Below are 18,041 nucleotides of genomic sequence, written 5' to 3' on the forward strand. Positions count from 1 at the left end.
CGGCAAACGCTTTGTCCCCTGCCGACGCGGGATGGCGAACTCCCGGTATCTCCGCCAAAGTTGAAGTCGGTGTGACGCCTGCGGCGAGGATTTCAGTGACGGATTGGCGATCGGCAACAGGATACCATGAGCGTAGATGACGTTCTTCAGGAGGCGCCGAAGCCTTCGGCCGTACGGGTGTTTCTCCGCCGCTTTCTGGTCGCTCTGCTGTTCGCGGCGCCGTCGATCGGCTCGTGGTTCACCAGCAACGTCATCTACCTGCGACTGGACGAGCTGGAGCGCCCCCTCAAGACGGAGTCGGTGACCCTCAAGGCCCAAATGAGCGACCTCGATCGGTTCGTGGCGCAGTTCCAGGCGAATGAGCTCGGTCGCGGCACGCTCAATCTGCTGATGACCGCCGTCTCGGCCGACATGAAACTGCGCTATCTCGGCGACAATCTCTACCGGGCCAACGCGGCGTCGATCGGTTCGCTGCGCCGTGCCGCCGCCATCGTCTATCCCAAGGTCTGGCAATCGGTCCTCAAACCCTACGAGGAGACCATCGCCCAGGGCTACGACAGCCCGGCCGCCGTCCAACGATTGCAGGAGCTCGAGAACAAGGTGATTGCGGATGCGCTGTCCACGATCGCTCGCGACCAGGAACGTATCAACGCGCTCGATGCTGCCCGTGAGCGCTACGAATGGTGGAGAGGGTTCATCGCCAGCACGCTGGCATATCTCGCGGTCGCCCTGTCGATCATCCTTTTCGTCTTTCGGCTACATAACATCAAGCCGTAAGGCGCGGCATGATTGTCAGCGATATCGAGACACGCGTACCTTGGTCGAGCGATCCTCATGCCGCGAGGTTTGACCATGGCAGAGCCCGAGATCGATCCCGAGCCATTCGTCAATTTCGGTGGCAACCAGAAATGGTACGCCCGCCGGTATCGGCCCCGATCGGAAGCGGAATTGCTGGATATTCTCGGGCGCCATCCCGGCAGGACCATCAAGGCGATCGGGTCGGGGCACTCGTGGAGCGGGATCGCGGCCGGCGCCGACATCGTGCTCGATATGAGTGCCCTGGACAGGGTCGAACCGATGACTCTCGACGGCCGCGATATCGTGCGGGTGGGCGCCGGCTGCCGGTTGCAGGACCTTCTGGACCGCCTGCATGCCGCTACCGATCGCACGCTGCCGACCCTGGGCGCGATCAAGAAGCAGACGATCTCGGGGGCGATCTCGACCGGCACGCACGGTTCGGGCAAGCAGAGCCTGTCCCACTTCGTCACCCGCGTGTGCATGGCCGTGCTCGATTCCCAGTTGGACAAGCATGTCATCCGGGAGTTCGTCGAGGGGCCGGAACTCCTGGCGGCACGCTGCAGCCTGGGCTGCCTGGGGATCATCGTCTCGGTCGATCTTGTGACCGTGCCTACGTGCACCACTATCCGCTGTTCTTTCGCCGGGTGTTGCCGGAAGATACCTTGATCTCGATGGCCGCGTCGCGCGAGGCGCCGATCTATTCCATCTCGCTCTTTACCTACGATGCGCCGTCCGATCGCGACACCTACTACGCCTTCTGTTCGCTGGTAGCGCGCGTGCTGCGCACGCTGGTCGATGCGCGCCTGCACTGGGGCAAGCATTTCCCGCTGCAATACGATGACATCGCCGGACTCTACCCGCGGCTGGAGAAATTCCGCGCCTTGTGCCGTACCTATGATCCGGACGGCGTTCTGCGCAATGCCTACAACCGCCGTGTCCTCGGCTTGCCGCCAGGCCGGCCGACGGCGGCGGCGCAAACCGGCGGCGAACTCTCACCGTAGGCCGAACGCCCGGACCGCGAGTGGGACGAGGATGGCGGTCAGCGGCGCGTCGAGCGCGGTGCCGACATTGCCAACCCTCGACGTCACATGATCGGGGACACGCGATCAGGCGCGCACCTGGTGTTTCATCAGCTCGTCGCCCAACCGGCCGGTGAGGAACAGGCCGCACATGCGATAGTCGCTGATCAGCGACCATAGCGGCGCCTGGAAGGTCGCCGGCTTGTTCTTCTCGACGAAGAAGTGGCTGAGCCATGCCGGGCCGTAACCGAAGAACGGCACCGCGAGCAGCCACCACCAGCTCTGGCTCGCGACAGCCGCCATCAGCACTACGGTCGAGGCAAGCGTGCCGACATAGTGAATGGCGCGCGTCCGCGGCTTGGCGTGCTCATGCAGGTAGAATGGCCAGAACTCGGCATAGGTCTGGAAGCGCTGGGCCATGGCCATAGGATAGCGCTTTGAGTTGAAGCCTGCAGCTACCCTGGAATGGCGCCTTTGATGTTGAGGAGACCGCCCCTCGAGTTCCTCGGGATAAACTCCGCGGCCATCTCGAAGATGGGCTGCACAGGAGATCAACCGTGTCGCAGCACCCTTCACTGTTGCCGACTACAGCATGATTTTCTTGGGTTGATGCACCAAAGTATGACCTCACCGCTGAGGAGCGGCCGCAGGCCGCGTCTCGAAGGGTCGGCAACAGACGTACTCTGGCCCACCCTTCGAGACGCCACGCTCCGCGCGGCTCCTCAGGGTGAGGTTTCCACTTAAAGCAATCACGCTCCAAGGGCGAAGGTTACGTCGCCCGATTCGAGACGCGGCCCTCCGGGCCGCTCCTCAGGGTGAGGTCCCTTCGTCCTTTAACGCCTATGGGGCACCTCCCTCGATTACGGGGAAGGAAAGGAGGCGCTATGGTCCCAGTGCGCCCGCCGCCTTCAGTTCGGCGATCTCGTCCACGCCATACCCTGCCTCGCGCAGGATCTCCTCGCTGTGCTCGCCGATCCCGGGTGGCGGGCCGGCTTTGCGAGGCTGGGCGAAGCCCAGCCGGATGGGGTTGTTCACCGTGCGCGGGATCTCGGGGTTGGTGGTGTCGGCGAAGATGCCGGCGTGGCGGGCCTGCTCGTCGTCGACCACGTCGGCCAGCCGGCCGATCACCCCGTACGGGATGCCGGTGCCGGCGAGGGCCGTCTCCCATTCGGCATAGGTTCGGGTGGCGAAGATCGGCGCCAGTTCCTGCTGCAACTCGAGCGAGCGCTCGCGCCGGTCGGGGCGGCTGGCGAGGCGCGGGTCGTCGAGCAGATCGGGCCGGCCAATCGCCTTGCAGAGGGGTGCCCATAGCCGGTCGTCGCGCACCATCAGGAGCTGCAGCCAGCGATCGTCCTTGGTGCGGTAGAGGTTGGTGAGCGCATTGCGCGGCCGATCGGGCGATTGCCGCGGCGGCAGCTTGGCGCCGAGCAGCGCGCCTGCTGCCGACGTGCCGTTGGCCCACACGCCGTTGGCATAGAGCGAGGTGCCGACCCAGTTGCCCCTGCCGGTGCGGTCGCGCTGGCGCAACCCCATCAGGATGGCGGCGACCAGGGTCATCGCCGTTGCCCGATCGCCTTGCGCCGGCAGCGACAGGCCGGGCGGCCCGCCCTCGTAGCGCGCCGCGTCGAGGATGCCCGAGCGGCCGAAATAGGCCGACACGTCGAAGCCCGGCCGGTCGCGATCGGGGCCGCTCTCGCCGTAGCCGGTGAGCGAGCAGTAGACCAGGCGCGGGTTCAGCGGCTCGACATCCTCCCAGCGCAGCCGCAGCCGCTCGCGCGTCGGCGGCGGGAAGTTCACGATCATGACGTCGGCGCGGCCGATCAGCCGCTCGAGCACGCCGCGCGCCGCTGCGTTCTTGAGGTCGAGGGCCAGCGAACGCTTCAGCCGGCCGTCGAGCTGCCAGGGGAAGTTGCGGTCGCTGACCGGATAGCTGGCGTTGCGGAAATTGTTGCGATGCGGGTCGCCGTCCGGCGGCTCGATCTTGATCACGTCGGCGCCGAAATCGGCCAGCGCCACGGCAGCGGCCGGCGCGGCGATGAACGAGCTGATGTCGAGGACGACCAGCCCGCTGAGGGGCAGCCCGCCGAGCGGCAAGTCTTCGCGCATCGCGGTGCTCATCTGAGCGCGCCGCTCTGGCGCAGCTCGGCGATCTCGCCGGCCGACAGGCCGATCTCGCCCAGGATCTCGTCGCTGTGCTGGCCGAGGGCGGGCGCCGGCCCGGCGATGCGCTGCTCGGCGAAGCCGAGGCGGATCGGGTTGGCCAAGGTGCGCGGCATGTCGGCGATCGCCGTGTCGACGACGGCGCCACAGGCGACCGCCTGGTCGTCGCCGGGCACGTCCTGCGGCCGGCTGATCACGCCGAAGGTGATACCGTTGTCCACCAGAGCCTTGCGCCAATGGTCGTAGTCGTGGCGGGCGAAGGCGTGCTTGAGGATGACGGCGAGATCGGCCGAATGCTGCCGGCGGTCGGCCTGGGTGACGAAGCGCGGGTCTTCGGGAAGCTCGGGCTGGCCGATCGCCTGGCACAGCGGCACCCACATCTTGTCCTCGCGCACGATGGTGAGCTGCAGCCAGCGATCGTCCGACGTGGTGTAGATGTTGCCCAGCGCCGAGCGCGGCCGTTCGGGCGGCGGGCGGTGCGGCAGGTAGGCGCCGACCAGGGCGGCCTGGGCGACGACGCCGCACGACCACAGGCCGTTGCCGAGCAGCGACGTGCCGACCCACGAGCCTTCGCCGGTCTTCATGCGATGGATCAGCGCCATCAGGATGGCCGAGACAAGGCCCATCGCCGTCGCACGATCGCCCTGGGCAGGGCCGGGCACGCCGGGCGGGCCGCCCTCGTAGCGCTGCGCGTCGAGCAGTCCGGAGCGGGCGAAATAGGCGGTGGCGTCGAAGCCAGGCCGGTCGCGGTCGGGACCGGTCTCGCCGTAGCCGGTGAGCGAGGCGTAGATCAGCCGCGGGTTGACCGGCTTCACGTTCTCGTAGCTGAGCTTGAGCTTGTCGCGCACCGGCGGCGGGAAGTTGCAGATCAGCACGTCGGACACGGCGATCAGCTTGTCGAGCGCGGTGCGCGCCTCGGGGAGCTTGAGGTCGAGCACCAGGGAGCGCTTGTTGCGCGAGTCCATGTGCCAGGGATAGTTGACCTCGGCTTTCGGATAGTTCGACGAATCGTGCATGATGCGACGGTTGGGATCACCGTCCGGCCCCTCGATCTTGATCACGTCGGCGCCCCAGTCGCCCAGCACGACGGCCGCCGCCGGGGCGGCGATGAAGGAACTGATGTCCAGCACGCGCAGGCCTGCCATGGGCAGGTCGGACTCGGTCATTGGTTGGTCCCCGAAAAAGCTGCTCCTGCCCTATCGTTGCTTGCCCCGGCCATCCGTCAAGTCCGTCGGTGAAAGCGTATTTCGTTTGGAGAGATCGTGAGGGTAGTGTCATGTCTTCGTCCTCCCCGACTTCGTCGGGGAGGAGAAGATTTGGGGAGACACCGTGGCCAGGAAGCGCAAGCCCAATTTCATTGTCGTGCTGATCGACGATCTTCGGTTCGACGAGCTCGGCATCTGCGGCCATCCCTACATGAAGACACCGCACATCGATCGCATCGGCCATGAGGGTGCGATGTTCACGGCGGCCTTCCACACCACGCCGCTCTGCTCGCCCAACCGGGCGTCGATCGTCACCGGGCAGTACGCCAGCCGGCACGGCATCATCGACAACGTGGCGCGCGATGCGCACAGCCATCGTCTGCCCAACTATCACGCCATCCTGCAGCGCCTGGGCTACGAGACCGCCCATGTCGGCAAGTGGCACATGGGCAATTCCGGCATGCCGCGACCGGGCTACGACCGCTGGGTAAGCTTTCCGGGCCACGGCTCGATCGTCGATCCGGTGCTCAACATCGACGGCGAGGAGCGTCAGCATCCGGGCTATATCACCGACCTCCTGAACGGGCACGCCGTCGAGTTCCTGCGCCGCGAGCGGACCAAGCCCTTCGCCCTGTTCTTCGCCCACAAGGCGGTGCATCCCGACGCCTTCCAGGCGGCCGACGGCACGATCGATCTCAGCAAGGGCGGCTACCGGCCGGCACCGCGCCACGCCGACCTCTACAAGGGCGAGCATTTCCCGCGCCGGCCCAACGCCTTGCCGGCGGCCAAGGTGGTGAAGGACAAGCCGGCCTGGACCGAGGCGTTCCAGCTCCGCGTCAACGAGGCCTCGCGCAAGGTGCTCGACGGCATCCAGGCCGGCAGCGACGAGGAGATCCGCCTGCGTGCCGCCATGATGGCCTCGGTCGACGAGGGCATGGGCGAGGTGTTCGATGCCCTGGAAGAGACCGGCCAGCTCGACGACACCTTCATCCTGTTCCTGGGCGACAATGGCTACTTCTTCGGCGAGCACGGGCTGGGCCCGGAACGGCGCTTCGCCTACGAGGAGGGCATCCGGTCGCCGTTCCTGCTGCGCTATCCCGCCTGGTTCAAGCCGGGCACGGTGAGCGACGACCTGGTGCTGGCGCTCGATATCGCGCCGACGCTGGTCGATCTCGCCGGCGGCAAGGCCGCCGACGTCGAGCACATGCAGGGCCTGTCGCTGCGCCCGCTTGCCACGGGTGGTCGGGGCGCCGGCTTGCGCAAGTCGTTCATGTGCGAGTATTTCAGCGAGAACGCCATGCCGTGGCTGATCGGCATGAGCTACAAGGCGATCCGCACGCGTCGGCACAAGTACATTCACTGGACGCAGAAATCTCTCGACGGCGTCGAGTGCGACGAGCTCTACGACCTCAGGGCCGATCCCTACGAGATGCACAACCTGGTCGGCAAGCGCAGCGAGCGCGCCACCGTGGCCAAGCTGCGCAAGCAGCTCGCGGCGCTGGTCGCGCAGTCGGTGGGGCTGTGAGCCTTGAAGAGAAAGGGCCCTCGCTTCGGCGCGTGCGTAGCAAGCGCCTTTCTCGGGATGACAGCTTTGCTGTTGGCGCGACAGTGATGTCGGCAGCGTTGCCTCCTGTCGACGGTACTGCTCGTGTTGCCGGGAATGCTGTCATCCCGAGCGTAGCGAGGGACCTTTCACCGTGTTCAACTTTGAGTAGTCTGTTCAACTCGAGATCGAAACGGACCTCGCCATGCTTCTGACCAAACGCACCTTCCTCGCCACAGTGCTCGCCGCCGCGACCGCGACCACCACCCGCGCGCAGGCGTGGCCGGCCAAGCCGATCCGCATGATCGTGCCGCTGGCGCCGGGCGCGACGGCGGACATCGTCGCCCGCGTGTTCGCCGAGGAGCTCGGCAAGTCGCTTGGCCAGACGGTCGTGGTCGACAACAAGACCGGCGCCGGCGGAACCATCGCCACCGCCGAAGCGGCACGCTCGCCGGCCGACGGCTATACGATGGCGCTGGTCTCGCAGGGCACGATGGTCTTCAACATCGGGCTCTACAAGGCGCCGGGGTACGACCCGCTGAAGGACCTGGCCACGGTCACGGCGACCGGCGGCGTCTCCAACGTCCTGATCGTCCGTCCCGACAATCCGGCCAGGAGCGTCGCCGACCTGCTGGCGCAGGCGCGTGCCAAGCCAGGCGAGCTCACCTATTCCTCGGGCGGCGTCGGCACCAGCCATCACATGTCGGGCGTGCTGCTCGAGCTGCGCACCGGCGTGAAGCTGCAGCACGTGCCCTATCGTGCCACGCCAGCCGGCATCCTCGCCGTCGCCAACGGCGAGGTGACGATGGGCCTGTTCAACACGCCGACGGTGATTGGCCAGATCAAGGGCGGCAAGCTCAAGCCGCTCGCCGTGACCAGCGGGAAGCGCTCCGACCTGCTGCCCGGGATCCCGACCATGATCGAGGCGGGTGTGAAGGACTACGTGGTCAACACCTGGATGGGCTTTGCCGTGCCGGCCGGCGTGCCCGAGCCGGTGATCGGCCGGCTCAATGCGGAGATCAACCGGATCGGCCAATTGCCGCAGGTGCGCGAGAAGATGCTGAGCCAGGGCATCGACATGCTGCCGCCCGAGCCGCCCGCCGCCGCCCAGAAGCTGGTGCGCGACGACCTGGCGCTGTGGCTGCCCATCATCAAGGCCTCGGGGGCGTCGGCGGAGTGACTCATCCTCCTCCCCAGCGTCTTCGCTGGGGAGGTGTCCGCGTAATCGCGGACGGAGGGGTCATGAGTCACGTGACGTGGCCTATGACCCCTCCGTCGCCGAAGACGGCGACACCTCCCCAAGCTGCGCTTAGGGAGGAAAACCGCCTTCCTTGCAAAAGCCCCCTTCGGCGCGTATCTCCCTGCCGCCTTCAACCAGAGGAGAGCGCATCCCCGCGCCATAGTGTCATGGGCTACAGAGTCGCCGTCGTCGGCGCGACCGGAAATGTCGGTCGCGAAATGTTGCAGATCCTGGCCGAGAGGAACTTCCCGGCCGACGATGTCGTCGCCCTGGCGTCCGCCCGGTCGGCCGGCAAGCAGACCTCGTTCGGCGACAAATCGGTCCTCAAAGTCCGTGACCTGGCGAAGTTCGACTTCAAGGGCATCGACATCGTGCTGAGCTCGCCGGGCGCCAAGGTGTCGGCAGAGCACAGCCCGCGCGCCGCCAAGGCCGGCGCCGTGGTGATCGACAACACCTCGTACTGGCGCATGGATCCCGACGTGCCGCTGGTGGTGCCCGAGGTCAATGCCAAGGCGATCGCGGGCTACAAGGGCCGCGGCATCATCGCCAATCCCAACTGCTCGACCATCCAGATGGTGACGGCGCTGAAGCCGATCCACGAGGCAGCCACCATCCGCCGCGTCGTCGTCGCGACCTACCAGTCGACCTCCGGCGCCGGCAAGGACGCGATGGACGAGCTGCTCAACCAGACCAAGAGCTTCTTCGTCAACCAGACGCTGGAGCCCAAGAAGTTCACCAAGAGCATTGCCTTCAACGTCATTCCCCACATCGACGTGTTCATGGAGGACGGCTCGACCAAGGAAGAGTGGAAGATGGTGGTCGAGACCAAGAAGATTCTCGACCCCAAGATCAAGGTCCACGCTACCTGCGTGCGCGTGCCGACCTTCATCGGCCACGCCGAGGCGGTGAATCTCGAGCTCGAGCAGCCGCTCGACGAACACGAGGCGCGCGCGTTGCTGGCCGCTCAGCCGGGCGTGCTGGTAGTCGACCGGCGTGAGCCGGGCGGCTACGTCACGCCGCAGGAAGTGACCGGCCAGGATGGCGTGTTCGTGAGCCGCGTGCGCGTCGATCCGACAGTCGAGAACGGCCTCGCGATGTGGGTGGTGAGCGACAATCTGCGCAAAGGTGCCGCGCTCAACGCCATCCAGATCGCCGAGGAGCTGATCAAGAGCTACATCTAGCCGCGCCGCTTGATAAAGGTCCCTCGGTTGCGACGCGAAGCGCCTGTCTCAGCATGACAGTATTGTGCCTCGCGTGCGCCACTCCAGTGCGCGTCTTTGTGCGATCGGCGATGAGCGCGCCAGTGGAGTGGCGCGCCCCGCCCAAGATGCTGTCATCCTGAGCGCAGCGAAGGACCTTTCGAGTAATCGCGGCGCGATAATCGTCTTTTAGAACAGGTGATTGGAACTGTTACTTCCTGTACTATGACAGGATGTACGGGACGCCTCCGATCGATGCGCCGCGGCACGATTCGCTGGCCGGCGACCGCGCGCCGACTCCCTTGTTCGGCGACGACACGCAAAGCTTCGTGCAGCAGATGCGGCTTGCCGCGCAGGCGCATCGCGCTGGCCGCCTCGACGAGGCGATCGGCTCGTACCTGCGGCTGCTTGCCGTGCAGCCGCACCACGCCGAGCTGCACAACAATCTCGGCGTCGCCCTGCGCCTCGCCGGCAAGCTCGATGCATCGGTCTGTCATCACCGGCTGTCGCTGGCGGTCGAGCCCGACAATCCGGCGCTGCACTCCAATCTCGGCAATGCGCTCAGGGCGGCCAATCGGCTCGACGAGGCGGCGACGCATCACTTCCGGTCGATCAGCCTCAATCGCACCTACGCCGAAGGCTTCTTCAATCTGGCGCTCTGCCTGCGCGATCTCGGCCGCGTCGAGGAATCGATCGGCTGCTTCACGCGCGCGCTGGCGCTCGAACCAGACAATCCGCGGGTCAAGGCGGAGCATGCCATCGCGTTGCTGATGCGCGGCGAGATGGAAGCGGGCTTCGCCGCCTACGAGGTGCGCAAGCAGCTGGCCGACTGGCCCAGGCCGGACTTCAGCAAGCCGGCCTGGCTCGGCGGCCCGATCGGCGGGCGGCGCATCCTGCTCTATCCCGAGCAGGGGCTGAGCGACGTCCTGCTGTTCGTGCGTTTCGCGCGCGAGCTGAAGCGGCGCGGCGCCATCGTCATCGTGCTGTGCCAGGCGCTGCTCAGGGACCTGCTCGCCGGGATCGACTACATCGACGAGGTCGTGGCCGAAGGCGAGTTGCTGCCCGAGTTCGACGTGCATGCCTCCCTGGTGTCGCTGCCGCATCTCTGTCACGTCGATTTCGAGGCCGTGCCGGGCGAGCCCGCCTACCTGCAGGCGCCGGCTGCCAGTCGCATCAAGCTCGGCCACGTCGAGCGCTCGAAGCTGCGCGTCGGCGCCTACTGGGCGGCGATGCCCGGCCAGGCGCAGGACCGCCGCCGTTCCGCGCCGTTCAGTGAGATCATGGCGCTGGCCGGCGATCCCGAGCTGCTGATGTTCAGTCTGCAGGGCGGCGCCGCGCAGAAGGAGATCGAGCAGCTCGGCGCTGGCGGCCTGGTGCACGATGTCGGCCGCGGCATCTTCGATTTCGCCGAGGCGGCGACGGCGCTCGCGCAGCTCGACCTGTTGATCTCGATCGACGCGCCGATCGCCCATCTCGCCGCGGCGATGGGCATCCGGACCTGGGTCCTGCTGCCGCAGGCGGCCGACTGGCGCTGGCGGCTGCGCAGCCGCAGCGGCTCCTGGCACCGCACGGCGCGGCTGTTCATCCAGCCGCGTGCCGGCGACTGGGCCGCCGTCTTCGCCTCGGTGCGCCGCGAGCTCGCGACGCTCAAGCAGGGGGCCAGGGGTTCATAGGCGCTGACTCTGTCCAAAGAACACGTCATGCGCCGGGAGCGCGCCACTTCTGTGGCGCTCATGGGGCGTGTCATCAAGGAGAAGAGCGTCATAGGAGTTGCCCACCGGCTCGGGGCTGCCCCGCAAGGAAACATTGGGACAAGCGATTTTTCTGGGCGGTGCACCGCTGAAAGGTTCCTCGCTGCGCTCGGGATGACAGAATCGATGTCATTCCGAGCGCAGCGAGGGGTCCTTTGCTCATGTTTCTTGCTAGCTTGCCTGGTCTGCACGGGACTTCGCTTGAAGCCGCCGCAGGTCCGCGGCGTCGTCGACATCGTCGAGCGTGTCGGCAAAGCCCACCGAGTAGTGTGCCGGGATCGTTGCCAGCGTGTCGGCGAGGGCGTGCGGTGTCGACCATCGCACGCCGGCGAACAAGGCATGGGGCAGGGGCCGCAGCCGCCGCGCCCCGATCAGCCAGTAGCCGCCGTCGGTCGCGGGGCCAAGCACGAGATCGCTGCGAGCGAGGAGGGCAAAGGCCCGAGCGATGTGATGCGAACGCATCGCCGGGATGTCGCTGCCGACCAGCACGACTGGACCGGGCGGCAGGGTGTCGAAGGGCAGCCGCATGCGCTGGCCGAGATCGCCGTGGCCTTGCCGCCGGCGGCGCAGGCCCCGCCAGATCGGATGGCCGAGCGAGTTGTCCGGTGTCACGAACAGCCAGACCCGCCAGCGCCGATCGGCAGTCAGTGTCCTGAGCGTCGTCGCGAGCAGCGTGCGGTAGAAGCGCGTCGCGGCGAGCACGCCGATCTCCCGCGCGAGCCGGCGCTTGACCCGGCCGGCCTGCGGCGCGCGGGCGAAGATCACGAGATGGCAGGTCATCAGCCGTAGAGGCGGCGGATCGCCTGCGGCGACAGGCCGGCGAAGAACAGGACGAGGCACGACAGGTTGCGCAGCGGCCGCAGCATCCAGCCGTCGCGCTCGTAGCGCCGCGCCGAGGTGATCATGTCTGCAGCGAGCGGCACCAGCCGATGGCGTCCGATACGGCGCACCAGGTCGACGTCCTCCATCAGCGGGAGAGCGGCAAAGCCGCCGAGGCGGCGATAGAAGGCGCGCGACAGGAGCAGTCCCTGATCGCCGTAAGGCAGGCCGAGCATCCTGCTGCGCCAGCCGACCAGGCGCTCGATCCGCCGCGCGCGCGGATCGGCTGACTCGAAGCGCAGGCGAAGGTACGCCGCGCGATCCTGGTTGTCGGGGGCCGCGACGAAGCGCCCGACGGCGTCGGCCCAGCCCGGGCCTGGCCGCGAATCGGCGTGCAGGAAGAAGAGCCAGGGGGCCTGTCCTGCCTCGGCGCCTGTCGCGAGCTGCTGCCCGCGTCCGGCCGCTGCCGTCACGACACGCGCGCCCGCTGTTCGGGCAATCGAGGGCGTGTCATCGCGCGAGCCGCCGTCGCAGACCGTGACCGTGAGCGCAAGATCGGCTGGCGTGCCGAGCGCGGCCAGGGTGCGCGCGAGGCTCGCGGCGGCATTCAGGGTGGGAATGACGACGTCGATCTCGGTCGTCACGCGCTGCAGGCGGCGCCACCCAGGACGCAGAACTTGGCGCAGTGCGGATGGTTCAGCCGCACCGCGCCGGTGCTCTCGGCCAGGGACTGGCCGAGCTCGAATTGCGGATCGTAGGGCAGCAGGGTGCAGGCGACGACGGCCGGCCGCGCCGCGCCCTTGCGCTTGATCACCATGCGCGAGGAGGCGCACATCACGCTGTCAGGCGCCTTGCGCAGGATGCCCCAGCACGCCGTGGTGATCTCGGGGACGTCGACCGTGGCGTCCATCTCGGGAAACAGCACCAGCGCCACCGGGCTCTTGGCCTCGATCGGCACGCCGAGCTCGGCGAACAGGCGGGCGTAGCCGTCGCGCACCTGCTCCTCGGTCTCGTCGGAGAAGCGGCGACCGGCGACGTGCACGTCGAAGCCCGCCTGGGCAAGCCACACCAGGCCGTCGATGGTGGGCTTCCAGCTCCGGGCGCCGCGCTCGCCTTCGTGCAGGGCGCGGCCGTAATGATCGACCGACACGCGCAGCGTGAGGTTGTGGCCGTGCCGCTCGAGCAGGCGCAGCAGGGCGGGCTTCATCCTGTGCATCGGCTTCATGGCGTTGGTCAGCACCATCGCCTCGAGGCCGCGCGACAGCACGTCGTCGAGCATGGCCGGCAGCTCGCGATTCATGAACGGCTCGCCGCCGGTGAAGCCGATCAGCCTGGTGTCGTGGCGGTCGCGCTCGATCTCGTCGAGGTAGGTGGCGACCTCGGCGGCGCTGAGATAGACCAGCCGGTCGTTGCGCGGCGAGGACTTTATGTAGCAGTTGCGGCACGTGAGGTTGCACAGCGTGCCGGTGTTGAACCACAACGTCTCGAGCGACCGCAGGGCCACATGGGCCCGCGTCTCGCCTTTGGCGGTGGTCAGGGGATTCTGGAACTTCGCCGGATCGATTGGAACGGTGAGCATCGATTGGGTCCTGCGTGAACGCGCCGGGCGAGCCTAGCATAGACGGCAGCCGCTCGACCTGCCGCACGGGCTTGGTTACGGTCCAATCTCAATCTGGAGAGACAAATGCTCGACGCCCAATCGCTCGACAGGATTCTGAGGAATGCCCGCACGCACAATGTCTGGCTGCCCAAGCCGGTTACCGACCAGCAACTGCGCGAGATCTACGAAATCCTGAAATGGGGGCCGACCTCGGTGAACTCCCAGCCCGGCCGCATCGTCTTCGTGCGCACGCCCGAGGGCAAGGAGAAGCTGAAGCCGGCGCTGAGCCCCGGCAACCTCGACAAGACGATGGCGGCGCCGGTCACCGCGATCATCGCCTACGACACCCGGTTCTACGAGCACCTGCCCAACATCTTCCCGCACAATCCGGCGGCCATCGACAACTTCAGGGGCGCAGGCAAGGAGGAGGTGGCGCGGATGACGGCGATCCGCAACGGCACCTTGCAGGGCGCCTATTTCATCATCGCGGCGCGCGCGTTGGAGCTCGATTGCGGCGCGATGAGCGGCTTCAACAACGCCCTGGTCGACCAGGCGTTCTTTCCGGACGGCCGCTTCAAGTCGAACTTCCTGTGCAATATCGGCTACGGCGACCACAGCACCTGTGGCGCTCATCTTGTCGATCACACAGCCTATGAGCGCTACAGGAGTGGCGCGCTCCCAGCCACGAGGGGCTCAAATCCCGAAATTGCGGCCGATCGAGCGCCAGGGGATCGGCAGCAGCGAGACCAGGGCGGCGACGCCGAAGGCCAGGATGACGGCGCCGGAGATGCGGTTCAGCCAGAGCAGGCCGGCGCCGGTGAAGCGGGCACGCAGCGCCACGGCAGCGGTGCAGATGAGAATCCACCAGCCCAGCGCCCCGCAGAACACCGCGGCAACCAGCAGGCCGGCGTCGGGCAGGCTGGCGCCGACCCCGGCGAGGTTGCGGCCGGCGAAGGCGGCGCCGAACGCCATCACCGTCAGCGGATTGAACACCGTGATGAAGAAGCTCGAGCTGGCGTACTGGAAGTGCGTCGACACGCGATGCTCGCGGTCGTCGGCCACCGGGTCGCCGACGGTGCGCGGGCGATGGCGCATGGTGGTCCAGCCCATGACGCAGAGGCCGATGCCGCCGATGCCGAGCAGCCAGGCCTCGCGCTCGGTGACGAACTGCTCGACGAAGGAGAGGCCGAAGGCGGCCACGGCGCCGAACACCGAATCGCCCAGGGCTGCGCCGATGCCGGTCATGTAGCCGGCCACCGCGCCGACGGTGATCGAGCGGCGGATGCACAGCACCGCTGCCGGCCCGACCGGCACGGCGATCAGGAAGCCGATGACAGCGCCTTCGATGGCGAGCGCGATGGGATCGAAGACGAAGCCCGGGATTTTCATGGTCGGGCTAGAGCGCCTCGGCGACGAAGCGGCGCGGCGGAGCGACCAGGCGATCCTGCGCCGCCACCAGCTGCAGCTCGCGCTCGCCGGCAGCGCGCGTCGCCTCCAGCACGGCGAAGATCGACGAGGCCGCCTTGCCGAGCGCGAAGGCGACGTCGCCGCTCTCGATCCAGTGGGCGGAGAACAGGGCGGCCACCGCATCGCCGGTGCCGTTGGGGGCGACGTCGAAGCCGATCAGCGGCGTGGCGATGCGCCAGGCGGCCTCGCGGCCGACCGCCAGCATCTCGACCTGCTCGGCCGGCGCGTCGGTGCGGCGCAGGCTGGTGATCAGGGCGAGCTTCGGCCCGGCCAGGAGCATGCGCGCCGCGGCCAGGGCATCGTCGAGGGTCGCCACCGTGCGGCCGGTCAGGTGCTCGAGCTCGAAATGGTTGGGGGTGACGAGGTCGCAGGCCGGAATGGCGCGCTCGCGGAAGAAGGCGTCGATGCCCGGCCGGACATAGAGGCCGGTGTCGACATCGCCCAGGACCGGATCGCAGCACCACACAGCGCGCGGGTTGGCCTCACGCACCCGGCGTGCCGTATCGAGCACGACGTCGGCCAGGGCGGCGTCGCCGACATAGCCGGTCAGCAGGGCGTCGCAGCGTTTCAACAGGCCCAGCGCCTCGATGCCGTGCACGATGTCGCCGACCTGGTCGGCCGGGGCGACGCGACCGCGCCAGGCGCCGTAGCCGGTGTGATTGGAGAATTCGACCGTGTTTACCGCCCAGACCTCATGGCCCAATCGTTGCAAAGGAAAGGTGGCTGCCCGGTTGCCGACATAGCCGTAGGCGACATGGCTCTGAAGCGAGAGAAAATGCATGCAGTCCAAGACCTTGCCACAAGCAGGTCCGCCGTTATAGTCCGCCGCCCTTTGCAGGTACCCCTTCCCCGGAACCTCCTTCCCCGGAAGCCCATCGCTCGGAATCCCACCCTTCGGAATTATCGTCATGGCCCAGACCGTCCGTCCTCGTCGCAGCGTCCTTTACATGCCCGGCGCCAACACGCGCGCGCTGGAGAAGGCGCGCACCCTGCCGGCCGATGCGCTGATCTTCGATCTCGAGGATGCGGTGGCGCCTGACTCCAAGGCGGCGGCCCGGGCCAACGTGGTGGCGGCGGCGCAAAGTCGCAGCTACGGCAAGCGCGAGATCGCCATCCGTTGCAACGGGCTCACGACCGAGTGGGGCAAGGCGGACATCGCCGCCATCGCCGGGTCGGGCGCCGACGCGATCCTGGTCCCCAAGGTCGAGAGCGCGGCGGAAGTGGCCAGCGTCGTGGCGCTGCTCGATGCGGCGGGGGCGCCGGCCTCGATGACGGTGTGGGCGATGATGGAGACGCCCAGGGGCATTTTGCGCGCCGAGGAGATCGCCGGAGCGCATCCCAGGCTCGCGCTGTTCATCATGGGCACCAACGACCTGGTGAAGGACATGCGCGCACGCCACACGCCGATGCGTCTGCCCATGGTGACGGCGCTCGGCCTCGGCATGCTGGCGGCGCGCGCCTACGGATTGACCATCCTCGACGGCGTCTACAACGACATCAAGGACGAGGCGGGCTTCCGTGCCGCCTGCCAGCAGGGCCTCGAGATGGGCTTCGACGGCAAGACGCTGATCCATCCCGACCAGGTCGAGCCGTGCAACGAGGTGTTCGCGCCGTCGTCGTCCGAGCTCGAGATGGCGGGCAGGATCGTCACCGCCTTCAAGCAGGCGCAGGCCGAGGGCAAGGGCGTGGTCACGGTCGACGGCCGCATGATCGAGAACCTGCATGTCGAGCAGGCCGAGCGCGCGCTCGCGCTCGCCGCCGCGATTCGCGAGCTGCAGGCAGCGGCGTGAGCCGGCGAATTGAGAATCGAGGCGTAGCCACTCAATGCCTCACCCTGAGGAGCGCGCGAAGCGTGCGTCTCGAAGGGGCGTCACGAGCACCATGCCTGATCCGCATCCTACGAGACGCCGCGCTATGCGCGGCTCCTCAGGATGAGGTGGTTGGGTTGCTCGCAGCTAACCACGGATCGAGAGCGCGACGGGCATGACCACCAAGAGCAAGACCAGCGCCGGCAACTTCTTCGAGGATTTCCGTGTCGGCCAGGAGATCCGGCATGCCACGCCACGGACCCTCACCGAGGCCGACGCGGCGCTGAACATCGGGCTCTATGGCTCGCGCTTCGCCATCAACTCGTCCGACGTGTTCGCGCGCGCCATCGGCCTGCCGCGCGCGCCGCTCGACGACCTGCTGGTCTTCCACGTCGTCATCGGCAAGACGGTGCCCGACATCTCGCTCAATGCCGTAGCCAATCTCGGTTACGCCGAGTTCCGCTGGGGCGTGCCGGTCTACCCCGGCGATACCCTGTCGGCGCATTCGACCGTCCTGGGACTGCGGGAGAATTCCAACCGCGCAAGCGGTGTCGTCTGGGTGCGCTCGACCGGGGTCAACCAGAACGGCGAGATGGTGCTCGACTACGTGCGCTGGGTGATGGTGCACAAGCGCGATCCGCAAGCCGCCGTCGGGCCGGCGGTGACGCCGAAGACCGCGCCGGCGGTGGCGCCGGTTGGCCTGATCGTACCCGCCGGCCTCGACCTCGCCGGCTATGACGATGTCGCGGCAGGCTCGGCGGATCGCTGGGAGGACTACCAGCCGGGCGAGCGCATCGACCATGTGAGCGGCATCACGCTCGAGGATTCCGACCACATGTTCTCGACGCGGCTCTACCAGAACACCGCGCGGGTGCATTTCGACGCCTTCGCCGGCAAGAGCACGCGCTTCGGCCGCCGCCTGGCGTATGGCGGGCACGTGATCTCGCTCGCCCGCGCGCTGTCGTTCAACGGGCTGGCCAACGGCTTTCGCATGGCCGCGATCAACGGCGGCAGCCATGTCGCGCCGACCTTCGGCGGCGATACGATCTATGCTTGGTCGGAAGTGCTGGAGACGGCGCCGTTGCCGGGCCGTGACGACGCGGGCGCCTTGCGCGTGCGGACCATCGCCAGCAAGGATTGCCCGGCCGGCGCGTGGCCCGGCAAGCAGGCCGATGGCAAATACCATCCGGCGGTGGTTCTCGATCTCGACTACTGGCTGCTGGTGCCGCGCCGGCGCTGACGGCCCGGGTGAACGCAGCCGCATCAAGACTGTCATCCCGAGCGCAGCGAGGGACCTTCCGTTGCGCCGAAGGTTCCTCGCTGCGCTCGGGATGACAGGATCTTTGTTGCGCGCCATATGCTGCCACCGGAAACCGTGCCGATCGCGAACGCTCAGAGTGGTTCTCAAATTTCGCTGAGAAATCCGGGGCTT

17 protein-coding genes and 1 pseudogene are annotated in these 18,041 nt (G+C 67.5%); 10 read left to right on the plus strand and 8 right to left on the minus strand.

What is annotated here, in order from left to right:
- Window positions 1-126: 126 nt before the first annotated feature.
- From ACILR9_RS21890 to ACILR9_RS21900, 3 genes are all read left to right on the plus strand, one after another.
- On the plus strand, window positions 127-777 hold the full coding sequence (locus tag ACILR9_RS21890) for a hypothetical protein (RefSeq protein WP_395712081.1): 651 nt from the start codon (window positions 127-129) through the stop codon (window positions 775-777).
- A 75-nt stretch (window positions 778-852) separates the two neighbouring features.
- Window positions 853-1,464 carry an FAD-binding protein gene (locus ACILR9_RS21895; protein WP_395712082.1) on the plus strand — a complete coding sequence of 204 codons (612 nt, stop codon included), beginning with the start codon at window positions 853-855 and terminating at the stop codon, window positions 1,462-1,464.
- A complete protein-coding gene (locus ACILR9_RS21900; protein ID WP_395712083.1) occupies window positions 1,461-1,799 on the plus strand; it encodes a D-arabinono-1,4-lactone oxidase in 339 nt (112 codons plus the stop codon). The genes ACILR9_RS21895 and ACILR9_RS21900 overlap by 4 nt, the downstream gene beginning before the upstream one ends.
- Window positions 1,800-1,904: 105 nt before the next feature.
- Here ACILR9_RS21900 and ACILR9_RS21905 read toward each other — a convergent pair whose 3' ends face one another.
- From ACILR9_RS21905 to ACILR9_RS21915, 3 genes are all read right to left on the minus strand, one after another.
- Window positions 1,905-2,243: an Mpo1-like protein gene (locus ACILR9_RS21905; protein ID WP_395712084.1), complete on the minus strand. Its 339-nt coding sequence runs from the start codon at window positions 2,241-2,243 to the stop codon at window positions 1,905-1,907.
- A 456-nt stretch (window positions 2,244-2,699) separates the two neighbouring features.
- Window positions 2,700-3,923, minus strand: coding sequence for a CaiB/BaiF CoA transferase family protein (locus ACILR9_RS21910; protein WP_395712085.1), 1,224 nt, complete (start codon window positions 3,921-3,923; stop codon window positions 2,700-2,702).
- An 8-nt stretch (window positions 3,924-3,931) separates the two neighbouring features.
- Entirely contained in the window at window positions 3,932-5,143 is a 1,212-nt protein-coding gene (locus tag ACILR9_RS21915; protein WP_395712086.1) for a CaiB/BaiF CoA transferase family protein, read from the minus strand.
- Between the two features lie 163 nt (window positions 5,144-5,306).
- Here ACILR9_RS21915 and ACILR9_RS21920 point away from each other — a divergent pair, with 163 nt between their 5' ends.
- From ACILR9_RS21920 to ACILR9_RS21935, 4 genes are all read left to right on the plus strand, one after another.
- The gene (locus ACILR9_RS21920) at window positions 5,307-6,707 is read left to right on the plus strand and encodes a sulfatase-like hydrolase/transferase (RefSeq protein ID WP_395712087.1); all 1,401 of its coding nucleotides are present in this window, start codon (window positions 5,307-5,309) and stop codon (window positions 6,705-6,707) included.
- Between the two features lie 223 nt (window positions 6,708-6,930).
- Window positions 6,931-7,905 carry a Bug family tripartite tricarboxylate transporter substrate binding protein gene (locus tag ACILR9_RS21925; RefSeq protein WP_395712088.1) on the plus strand — a complete coding sequence of 325 codons (975 nt, stop codon included), beginning with the start codon at window positions 6,931-6,933 and terminating at the stop codon, window positions 7,903-7,905.
- A 227-nt stretch (window positions 7,906-8,132) separates the two neighbouring features.
- Window positions 8,133-9,146, plus strand: a complete 1,014-nt coding sequence (locus ACILR9_RS21930) for an aspartate-semialdehyde dehydrogenase (RefSeq protein WP_395712089.1) — start codon at window positions 8,133-8,135, stop codon at window positions 9,144-9,146.
- Window positions 9,147-9,397: 251 nt separating this feature from the next.
- Entirely contained in the window at window positions 9,398-10,837 is a 1,440-nt protein-coding gene (locus ACILR9_RS21935; protein ID WP_395712090.1) for a tetratricopeptide repeat protein, read from the plus strand.
- 249 nt (window positions 10,838-11,086) lie between these two features.
- Here the strand turns inward: ACILR9_RS21935 and ACILR9_RS21940 are convergent, their stop codons facing one another.
- Genes ACILR9_RS21940 through ACILR9_RS21950 form a run of 3 tightly spaced genes read right to left on the minus strand, consistent with a single transcriptional unit; the run spans window position 11,087 to window position 13,313 of the window.
- Window positions 11,087-11,695 carry a TIGR04282 family arsenosugar biosynthesis glycosyltransferase gene (locus ACILR9_RS21940; protein WP_395712091.1) on the minus strand — a complete coding sequence of 203 codons (609 nt, stop codon included), beginning with the start codon at window positions 11,693-11,695 and terminating at the stop codon, window positions 11,087-11,089.
- Window positions 11,695-12,378 (minus strand): TIGR04283 family arsenosugar biosynthesis glycosyltransferase, encoded by a 684-nt coding sequence (locus ACILR9_RS21945; protein WP_395712092.1) that lies wholly within the window; start codon window positions 12,376-12,378, stop codon window positions 11,695-11,697. The genes ACILR9_RS21940 and ACILR9_RS21945 overlap by 1 nt, the downstream gene beginning before the upstream one ends.
- A complete protein-coding gene (locus tag ACILR9_RS21950) occupies window positions 12,375-13,313 on the minus strand; it encodes a radical SAM protein (RefSeq protein WP_395712093.1) in 939 nt (312 codons plus the stop codon). The genes ACILR9_RS21945 and ACILR9_RS21950 overlap by 4 nt, the downstream gene beginning before the upstream one ends.
- Window positions 13,314-13,418: 105 nt before the next feature.
- Between ACILR9_RS21950 and ACILR9_RS21955 the strand changes: the two are divergent.
- Window positions 13,419-13,898 (plus strand): annotated as a pseudogene (locus tag ACILR9_RS21955) (malonic semialdehyde reductase); the annotation flags it as partial.
- A gap of 129 nt (window positions 13,899-14,027) precedes the next feature.
- Here the strand turns inward: ACILR9_RS21955 and ACILR9_RS21960 are convergent.
- Together ACILR9_RS21960 and pdxY are read right to left on the minus strand one after the other, a co-directional pair.
- Window positions 14,028-14,723: a LysE family translocator gene (locus ACILR9_RS21960; RefSeq protein ID WP_395712094.1), complete on the minus strand. Its 696-nt coding sequence runs from the start codon at window positions 14,721-14,723 to the stop codon at window positions 14,028-14,030.
- Window positions 14,724-14,730: 7 nt separating this feature from the next.
- Window positions 14,731-15,582 (minus strand): pyridoxal kinase PdxY, encoded by an 852-nt coding sequence (pdxY, locus tag ACILR9_RS21965; RefSeq protein WP_395712095.1) that lies wholly within the window; start codon window positions 15,580-15,582, stop codon window positions 14,731-14,733.
- A 127-nt stretch (window positions 15,583-15,709) separates the two neighbouring features.
- On the opposite strand from pdxY, the gene ACILR9_RS21970 reads away from it, so the two are divergent.
- Together ACILR9_RS21970 and ACILR9_RS21975 are read left to right on the plus strand one after the other, a co-directional pair.
- Complete coding sequence (locus ACILR9_RS21970) at window positions 15,710-16,591, plus strand: HpcH/HpaI aldolase/citrate lyase family protein (protein WP_395712096.1); 882 nt, start codon at window positions 15,710-15,712, stop codon at window positions 16,589-16,591.
- A 193-nt stretch (window positions 16,592-16,784) separates the two neighbouring features.
- On the plus strand, window positions 16,785-17,849 hold the full coding sequence (locus ACILR9_RS21975) for a MaoC family dehydratase (RefSeq protein ID WP_395712097.1): 1,065 nt from the start codon (window positions 16,785-16,787) through the stop codon (window positions 17,847-17,849).
- Window positions 17,850-18,041 lie beyond the last annotated feature (192 nt).

Origin of the sequence: Reyranella sp. (genome assembly GCF_044224635.1) — a bacterium.
In the GTDB taxonomy this organism is placed as follows: Bacteria; Pseudomonadota; Alphaproteobacteria; order Reyranellales; family Reyranellaceae; genus Reyranella.